This is a genomic window from Devosia sp. 1635, assembly GCF_013185955.1.
GTDB lineage: Bacteria > Pseudomonadota > Alphaproteobacteria > Rhizobiales > Devosiaceae > Devosia.
Window position 1 is genome coordinate 793,209 of record NZ_JABAOM010000003.1, and the last position, 9,109, is coordinate 802,317.

At 60.3% G+C, this 9,109-nt stretch carries 7 protein-coding genes and 1 pseudogene; 3 read left to right on the plus strand and 5 right to left on the minus strand.

Annotation, left to right across the window (positions count from 1 at the left end; translation table 11 throughout):
- Positions 1-119: 119 nt before the first annotated feature.
- From HRU92_RS16070 to HRU92_RS16080, 3 genes and pseudogenes are all read right to left on the minus strand, one after another.
- Positions 120-899: an MFS transporter gene (locus HRU92_RS16070; protein WP_173088532.1), complete on the minus strand. Its 780-nt coding sequence runs from the start codon at positions 897-899 to the stop codon at positions 120-122.
- 17 nt (positions 900-916) lie between these two features.
- Positions 917-1,168 (minus strand): annotated as a pseudogene (locus HRU92_RS16075) (hydrolase); the annotation flags it as partial.
- Between the two features lie 682 nt (positions 1,169-1,850).
- Positions 1,851-2,774, minus strand: coding sequence for a LysR family transcriptional regulator (locus HRU92_RS16080; RefSeq protein ID WP_173088535.1), 924 nt, complete (start codon positions 2,772-2,774; stop codon positions 1,851-1,853).
- A gap of 176 nt (positions 2,775-2,950) precedes the next feature.
- Between HRU92_RS16080 and HRU92_RS16085 the strand changes: the two genes are divergently transcribed.
- Together HRU92_RS16085 and HRU92_RS20615 are read left to right on the plus strand one after the other, a co-directional pair.
- On the plus strand, positions 2,951-5,866 hold the full coding sequence (locus HRU92_RS16085; protein ID WP_173088537.1) for a winged helix-turn-helix domain-containing protein: 2,916 nt from the start codon (positions 2,951-2,953) through the stop codon (positions 5,864-5,866).
- Between the two features lie 139 nt (positions 5,867-6,005).
- The gene (locus HRU92_RS20615; protein WP_248307165.1) at positions 6,006-6,608 is read left to right on the plus strand and encodes an AraC family transcriptional regulator; all 603 of its coding nucleotides are present in this window, start codon (positions 6,006-6,008) and stop codon (positions 6,606-6,608) included.
- A gap of 191 nt (positions 6,609-6,799) precedes the next feature.
- Here HRU92_RS20615 and HRU92_RS20620 read toward each other — a convergent pair whose 3' ends face one another.
- Complete coding sequence (locus HRU92_RS20620; RefSeq protein WP_210259523.1) at positions 6,800-7,066, minus strand: CPBP family intramembrane glutamic endopeptidase; 267 nt, start codon at positions 7,064-7,066, stop codon at positions 6,800-6,802.
- Between the two features lie 202 nt (positions 7,067-7,268).
- Positions 7,269-7,442 (minus strand): hypothetical protein, encoded by a 174-nt coding sequence (locus HRU92_RS20390; RefSeq protein ID WP_210259524.1) that lies wholly within the window; start codon positions 7,440-7,442, stop codon positions 7,269-7,271.
- 713 nt (positions 7,443-8,155) lie between these two features.
- On the opposite strand from HRU92_RS20390, the gene HRU92_RS16100 reads away from it, so the two are divergent.
- Positions 8,156-9,109: lyase family protein (locus HRU92_RS16100; RefSeq protein WP_173088539.1), on the plus strand; the 954-nt coding region annotated here is incomplete at its 3' end.

The following is a 9,109-nucleotide window of genomic DNA, read 5'->3' on the forward strand; positions in this document are numbered from 1 at the left end:
GATGGGCCGCCCCGCATCCACGGGGCGGCCCATCCGCGGCGTTCAGCGATGAGGAAAGGTGACGGCATTTGGCGGTCCGGTGCCGTCAAGCGTCGGGCTGCTGCGCGTGCAACCCAGGTTCACAGCGGCCTTAGCAAATGACGAACCAGGGGCGGTCGGTCGCCGAGGTGGAAGGCATTGAGCAGTTTTTGCTCCTGCGCATCGGTGCGGGTAACGCGCCCGTGCTGTCTCTGATGTTCGATCCAGCTTTGGACGACGAAGGTTTCGACCACGCGCCCCGGATCGGCGACGTCCTCCCAGATGTCCCATCGCAGAGCTCCGTCTCGTTGCCGGGTGACGCCGAAGCGGCGCAAGGCGCTAACGAATTCAGCCTGTCGTTCAGGTGCAATTTGGTATTCGACTTCGATCAGCACCGGGCCGCGGTCACCGGTGAGCGGGGTCGCGACAACAGGTTCGGCCCAGTGGTCTGAGGGCGTAAGGTCGGTTGCGGTATCTTGGGGTAGTCGACATCGCAGCGCCAGCGGGATCGTCAGCGCCAGCCCGGCGGCAGCAATCGTTAAAGCGCCAGTGACGCTGAAGCGGCTCGCTATCGTGCCCCAAAGGATGCTGCCCCCGGTCATCGCCCCCTGAAACACCAGCAGGTAGACCGCGAGCGCGCGGGCTTTGACCCAGCCAGGGGAGGCCAGTTGGGCCGCCACATTGAGCGAGGTCAGCATGCCGATCCAGGCGAGGCCGGCGGCGAACATCACCGCCCCTGCGAGCCAGCCATTGGGCGCCAGCGTCAATGCGAGCGTCGCGGCCGAGAACAGCAGCGTCGCCCAAATGGAAATTGCGTTTGGCGCCACACTCCTGCGCAGTCTCTTGAGCAGCAATGCGCCTGCGATGGCGCCGACACCCATGCAGCCTAGAAGGGCGCCATAACTTCCTGATCCGGAAACACGTCGGTGATCTGGGGGAAGAGCAAACCGCCACGCTCGCCGAGCACGCTGGTCAGAATGGTCGGAACTCCGAACGCCTTTGCCGTTTTCGCCAACGCCGTCGTGTTGTTGACCACCATCTGTGGTTCGTGGCTGTTCAGATTGGCCAGCTGGAAGGGCTGGTGGTCAATGAGGATGAGAACAGAGTCTTGGGGACGCAGAAGCGAAGCAAGACCGTTGCGGAAAGTCATGATATTTACCTTTATTGCGGGGCCGTAGGAGGCGCTTACGGTGTCGTGCCGACCATCGCTTGGCAGCCTTTTCACGGTGCCAGATTGGACAGCGTCCACCCTGTTGGCCCCGCGGGCAGCTGGAACGAGCAGAACTCGTCGGCGGCTGACGGGAAGCTAGAGGGACCTCTCATGACCGGCGGCGCAGAAGCTGCTGTGGAAGTGCCAATCTTGCGGTCACCTCCCTTCGCGCCTCTAAAGGCAGGGGGTCAGGAGGTGCAAGGCAGACGCACGTTCAGCACCAGTTGAGCAGTGTTCGCACCGGCGCGGATGCTTTGGTCTTGTCGGCAACGGTAAGCAGGCAGTTGCCGGTGCTGTGGCGCGCGGAACGGTTTGCCGGCCGGAATGATTGCCGGGGGGACCTCCGGCGCAGGTGCCAGGTCAGGCTCGGGGTAGCTCTTCGACAGGCTTGAACAGGAGATCGGACCCAAAGGCTACCCGTCCGATGCGGCGCCAAACATTGCAGATATGTACCTCTATGTCTTGGCGCCCCGGGCTTTGGCCCGATCGCTCCACAAGGAACTCTCTGCGGATGGGGGCGCTGACCAAAGGCATGGCTGAAACTGCCCTTCGTGCAGCGGTCTATGCAACGAGAAGGCGTCGTACTCAAAGCCCCAGCCTTCGACACCGGGTGACGATGAAGCTATGCCTCTGTACGATCACTAAGTGAAGCCATTGAGCTGCAAGCTTTCAGTCTTTCCCGTAGCCGGGGAACGGCGTGGTCTATGAACATTCTAACCGCGCTGAAGTTGCCCTTGCCCTGCGGGGGAAACACCAAGCTCACCGGCACTCTCTCGGGTTCGTAGGGAGCCAGGAGTGGAACCAGGGAACCCCGCGCGATATGTTCCTCCACGTGATACGAGAGTGGTCGAATGATGCCCAAGCCGCGCACGGCAGCATCGGCCGCCGCGCCCGCACTGTTCGTCGTGAGGCGGCAAGCAACTCTGACGGATTTGATGCGGCGGCCTGATGGATGCTCCCGGTAACTCCAAAGTTCTTGAGCGCCCGCCTCATTCAAGCCGATGCACGAATGGCCTGTTAGATCTGAAGGCTTTTCGGGGACTCCGTGTTTGTCCAGATAACGTGGTGCGGCACAGGTTAACCTTCTCACTTCGCCAAGCTTGATCGCTGTTAGTGACGAATCCGGTAGCGGGGCTAGACGAACCGCAACATCTATACCCTCATCGACCAGGTCGACCACGCGGTTGACGAGCAGGGACCGCGCCTCTGCCTGCGGATGGGCAGCCAGAAAGCTTTCGACAACGGGAATCACGTTCATGCGCCCAAAAAGTTCGGGCGCAGTGATGACGACAGTGCCCTTGACCACAGGATCTTGTGCGTGCGCTTCGAGTTGCGCAAGTTCGGTGAGTAGCAGCCTGTACACCGCGGCATGACGGGCCCCGGCCTCGGTTACACTAAACTGCCTTGTTGTTCGCTCCAGCAGGCGGTCGCCCGAAGCTTCTTCCAAACGGGTTACCGCCCGCGTCACAGATGCCGGAGAGCAGCCCAGTCGTCGTGCTGCGGCGGCAAAAGAGCCGGCGTCAATCACGGCCAGATAAATGGACATAGCCTCCAGTCGATCCATGATTGTGTCAGTCCCTGAAATTTACAATTGCAGTCTGCACATATTACCGGGAACTCCAAATCCAAATATATTGCCGCAAACTGAAAAGAACCGGGTGACGCAGGTCCCCGCCCGATCGCGCGTCTTCAGAGGGAGGATCTGGTAGGAGATTTTGGCGCATGCTGCCGCCCGCTATCGACGATATTGTTGAATTTGGCCCATTTCGTCTGCACGTATCAGGGCGGTTACTGCAGGCCGACGGGGTAAGTGTCAATGTTGGGAGCCGAGCGCTCGACCTGCTGATTGCGCTGGTTGAACAGGCAGGAGAGGTGCTCTCCCAGCGAGAATTGATTGCGCGTGCCTGGCCGGGACTGGTGGTCGACGAAGCTAATGTGCGGGTCAACATCGCGAGCCTGCGCAAGAGCCTGGGCGACGGCAGGAACGGTGCCCGCTACATCGTGAACGTCCCGGGCCGGGGGTATAGCTTTGTTGCGCCCGTGACTCGAACGCAGCTTGGGTCCTCATCTCAGGAAGGCGAGGAAACATGGACATTTGATCCGCAGTCACCCAGCCAGCCACCGGCGTTTGTCGGTGAACGCTCGTTGCCCGAGGCTCTTACTCGGCTGATTGGGCGCGATTCCTCGGTCAGCACAGTGGTCGAGCTACTCACCAAGCATCGCTTCGTGAGCGTCATCGGCCCGGGCGGAATGGGCAAGACAGCTGTCGCCATCTCTGTCGCCCACGCATTGCGCGATGTCTTTGACGGCGCCGTGTATTATGTTGACCTGTCCTCCGTGCACGACGCCTCTCTCGTGCCCAGTGCGATCGCGTCCGCCCTCGGCTTGAGGGTGCAGGCGAACGATCCCAAGGCGGGCATCCTGGCGTTTCTCGCGCCCAGAAGATCATTGCTTGTGCTGGACAATTGCGAGCACCTCATTGATCAGACCGCCGCGCTCTCCGAGTGGCTTTATCGGTCCACAGCGCAAACGCATCTCCTCGCGACCAGTCGGGAGTTGCTGCGTGCAGAAGGGGAGCACGTCCACATCCTTCCACCGCTCGATGTTCCGCCGATCGGCTGGGGCACTACGGCAGCGGATTGGACAGCCTTCCCCGCAGTCCAGCTGTTCATGGATCGAGCGGCAGCGAGCGGCTCGCACGAGGCGGTTACCGACGAGGTTGCCCTGCTTGCCGCTGATATCTGCCGGAACATGGATGGCATACCCCTCGCAATCGAACTGGCGGCGGGACGAGTACCTTTCCATGGTGTGCGGGGAACAGCGGAACTGATCGAGAGCCGATTCAATCTTCTGTGGCCTGGCCGGCGCAGCGCGCCTCCCCGACACCAAACGCTCTATGCCATGCTTGATTGGAGTTACAATCTTCTGTCCCAGACTGAACGTCGCGTCCTGTACCGGTTGTCGGTGTTCGCGGGCCCTTTTCAACTGGAGGGAGCGCAAACGATCGCGGCGGGCGCTGGTCTGACTAGTGCTGATGCGACCTCTGCAATCGCAAGTCTCATCGATAAATCATTGCTATCGACGTCGACGATCAGAGGGGCGAGCTATCTCCGGCTACTGGATACGACACGTGCGTATGCATCGGAAAAGCTGGCGGAATCGGGTGAAATCCACTGCGTCTCCCACAGGCTTGCAGGGTACCTGATTGAGCAACTCAGCCGATTAGAAAGTCAAAATCGCTCGCGTCCGCTGGAGCCCGCTTTGCTTCAGGTGGGCGACGTGCGTACTGCGCTTGCATGGGCATTCTCGGAGTCAGGAAAAGGCGAGCTAGCAACTTGTTTGGCGGCGCTCGCAGCACCGCATCTATTGGATCTGTCCCTGCTCGACGAATGCCATCGATGGTGTCAGGCCGCACTGCAGAAAGTGGGCCCCTATGAGGGCACCAAGACACACCTCATTTTGGAATCATCCCTAGCGATGTCAGCGCTGTTCACCCGCGTCGATCGGGGTGACCTCAATGCGACGATCGAACGTGGGCTCAGTCTTGCCCGGAAGCTCAAGGATCATAAACGAGAGCTCGAGTTGCACGCGGCGCAGCATATCGTGATGACTCATCTGGGCCGCTACCGTGAGGCTGTAGAGGTGGGGTCCCACAGCGCCGAGTTGGCCCGCCAAGTGGGCTATCCCGAGGGCATTGTCATGTCCGAGTGGATGCTGGGATGTGCGCATCACTTTGCGGGGGACCATGCGAGCGCCATACGCCACACAGAGGAAGGTTTCAAGCAAGCGGAAAGGCTTGGCACCACCAAAATCGATGTGCTTGGATTTGCCCATCGGACCCGTGCCCTCAATGTCCTGGCGCGGGCACTTTGGTTGAGCGGCGCTCCGGACCGTGCCGCTCAAGTGGCGCGTCAGGCACTCGAAGAATCGGAGCTGGACGAGCAACCTATGAGCATGCTCGTTGCCTTGACGTATGCCACGACGGTTTTCCTGTGGAGGGGGGATATTGCGGAATCCGAGGCGTTGGTGGACCGTCTCATTGGGCACGGCATTCGTTACTCTTACGGTACCAATGCGGCCTTCGGCATCGCGCTTTCGGGCGAAATAGCTTTGCTCCGGGGAGAATTCCGGACGGCTGCAAACAAGCTTCGCGAGGCGCTAGACACCTTGAAGGTGGAGAGACGGCAAAATCTCGCGACGATGTTGAGCAGATCGCTTTGCGAGGCGCTGCTTGCCTGCGGTGACATCCCCGAGGCTCAACTGATCATTGACGCTGCAATGGAACGTGCCGAGGCGCTTCACCAGTCATTCGAGATGCCCGAGCTGCTGCGTACGCGTGCCAAGATCGAGATTGCTGCCGGACGGCTGGATCCATGCGCTGCTGAGGCGATGTTGCGGCGTTCGATTGAACTAGCATACGAGCAAGGAGCCCTTAGTCTGGTGTTGCGCTCCACCATGACTTTGGGGGGCCTGCTTGCAACCGAGGGGCGCACCGACGAAGCCCACGCAATGTTGGCTGAGGTTTATAGCGGGTTCAGCGAGGGCTATGATACGCACGATCTCAGAACCGCCCGACAGCTGATCAAAACGTGGCGTCCCCGGGCGAGCCAACTGAGTGGCTACGTGCATGTAACGTAACCACATTTGTCTCGAGGCCGCAAAATCGGCGCTGGCCGTTTTACATCCTTTTTCAGCCCTTAATTTAACATCGGCGCCGAGTCACCCGATCATCCTCTTGCGTGGATCGCCCTCCCAACGATCCCAAATGGAGCACAACATGATCAAGTCGCAAGATACTGCAGAACTCATCCGCTTGGGCAGGGCACCCCATGTGCCCGCAAGGGGTGGCCTTGCCCCGTGGGCCGAACGGCGCTGCCTGGAGTTGTTGCGTGCACGGATCTCCGAAGACATCAGTCTCGACGAGTTGGCCGCAGAGGTGCGGCTTTCCCGCTTTCATTTCGCACGCATGTTCAAGCAAAGCATCGGTGTGCCGCCACGCGTGTACCTGACGATTATGAGGATGGAAAAGGCTTGCGAGCTGCTCGAGACGACGGATGAGCCCATCACAGAGATCGCCTTTGACGTCGGGTATTCGTCCAACCAGGTATTCGCCCGGGTATTCCAGAAACATCGGCACATGAGCCCGTCAGAATATCGTCGTGCCGTCCGTGATCCGCTTGCTCAACTGCCTGTGCCCGATCGCTCCAGCGTAACGGTTAATGTGATCAACGCACCTCTTGGCACGACAGCCACTACGCACCAGCGTTGCAGACCCGGAGGAGGGGTAATCATTGATGTGATGCTCGCTGGGATCGATGACGGGGTTGCTGGCCTGGTCAATGGCAAGAGGCAGATCAACATGGCCGTCAATGACCTATAAAATCCAACGGGGCCTCTTCCAACCGCATTGGCTCGGCGGCGACATTCATGGTGGGTCTCGGCCGCTTTCCAGGCGAGCCAAGCTGCTCGGTCGTTGCAAGGACTACCCGTCATAAACCGGTCCTGCCTATTGCCCCGGCCCGGTTAGAACCAGCGCCGGAATGGTCGGCAAGTTCACAACCGAATGCACGATCACCGCGGGCCAAATGGATCACTCCGACGGAATATCTCACCGGTCACCAAGGCTGCCGGGAATACCGGATTGATGCCGTGGAAGAGCGCAAAAACCAACGCGCCGCCAACCACCCCGAGAAGCGGGCCGTACCGAAGCAGCGCGGTTGTCACCACCCCCCGAAACAACAGCTCTTCGCCCAACGGGGTCAGAACGGCCAAGAACGCGGTCGCGATTATCAGGTTAGCCAGCCCGCCACTGCCCCCTTGGGCGTAGACTTCCTGCACGTTTGAAACTGTCTCCAGTCATTGCGACATAGAAGGATCGATGCGCCTTTGGCGATGAAGGTGAGAAGCCCTGCGGCAACACCGATCAGGAGCCATTTCCATGTCGTTCGCCTGCCTCCAAAATCGCTGAGCTTGCGGGTTCTTAAACGATAAGCGAGGAAAAACCCCGCTAGTCCTCCGATCCCTGACAAGGCGGTCAAAATCAGCCCGATTGCGGCTGGCTCGAGAGGCTGTCTGATAACGAGAAACGCCAGGCGACGCCGAAGATGCTCATACCAATCAATCCGACGAGGATTTCAAGCCAGCTAGGACGAACAAGCAGGGGGGTGGTCATCTCACATCTTTTGGTGATCCATTTTTCGGAGGCGGTAGCCATATCGCAGCTCCAGAACAGGTTGTTATAATGCCGTGAGCGGGACTGCTGTGTCGCAGATGCAGGGACGTCAGGTAACTGGCGAAGAGCTGCAAGCGGTGCCAAGGCAACTCATGCTGCCGCCATCACGCCAGCATCACGCCCCGGTGCCGACGATCGCCCGGCCGCAGACAAGGTGGACGAGTAGCTGCTCGCTTTCACGGCTCATGAAGCCTTATTGACCCAGGCTAAGCTAATTCTGCGACCATGTGGTCAACGGAATGCCGGTAGGTGCCGCCCTACGCTAAGCCGGCTTGCGGCACAAACGGCCGCTCACTAAGGCTGCTTACGGCCTCTACCAAAATGAAAGCGGACTGGCAGCATTCCACCCCATTTCTGACGAGCGGCCAAGAAAGTTGAAGAGCAGGGTAGGGGCCCGGGAGCGGTGGTCGAGTTTAGCGGCATCAGCCGGTAAGCCGCCGTTCCGACTGCGTTGATGCCGCGGGCCGGTATGGGGGCCGACAAGTGACCGGCAGCTTACGTGACCGATCAAACCCGCCGTTCGCATGGCGACGTGCCCCGCTGCTGTTGCTTACTGTTCCTGCTATCCTCATTTATACAGCTGACGTGGCTGGGAGCTGATCTGCATGCGCAGTGTCACCGTCTCGGAACAAAACAGCCGGAGAGCCAAGTGTCGGGGAGAGCGGCAGGCGGCGGCCAAGCCTACAGGAAAATGTATGAGCAAGCGCGTCGAGCACGATTCGATCGGGGAACTGCCCCTTCCAGCCGATTCCCTTTATGGTATCCACACGGCGCGGGCGCTGACCAACTTTCCCATCACGGGCGTGAGGCTGTCGCACTTCCCTGAGCTACCGCGCGCACTGGCCATGGTGAAGAAGGCGGCGGCGCTGGCAAACGCCCAGGTGGGAGCGCTGGCACCCGAGCTCGCCGAAATCATCGCCGCTGTCTGCGACGAGATCATCGACGGGAAGCACCACGAGCACTTCGCCGTCGACATGATCCAGGGCGGGGCCGGCACGTCGACCAACATGAATGCCAATGAGGTGATCGCCAATCTTGGGCTTGACCGGCTTGGCCGCGCGCGTGGTGACTATCGGCATCTGCATCCCAATGACCACGTCAACTGTTCGCAGTCGACCAACGACGTTTACCCGACCGCCGCACGGCTTGCCATTCTGCTCGCCTCCCGACCGCTGATGGGCGTGCAGCGCCACCTCAGCGAGGCTTTCGCCGAGCGGGGCCGTGCCTTTGCCGGGATAGTGAAGGTTGGCCGCACCCAGTTGATGGATGCGGTTCCCATGACCTTGGGTATGGAGTTCTCCGCCTTCGCGGCGACAATAAATGAGGATATCGAGCGCCTGGGTCAGGTCTCAGACCTACTGCGCGAAACAAATCTTGGCGGCACTGCAGTGGGAACTGGCATCAATGCTCCGGCGGGCTACCGGGAGGCCGCAGTGTCTCAACTATCCGACATATTTGGCATGCCTCTGATCCCGGCAACCGACTTGGTGGAGGCCTCTTCGGACCTCGGTGCTTTCGTGACCTTCTCGGGGGTGCTGAAGCGCATTGCGGTGAAGCTCTCGAAGATCTGCAACGACCTGCGGCTGCTCGGCAGCGGACCGCGGGCCGGGATCGGCGAGATCATCCTGCCGGCAGTGCAGGCCGGATCA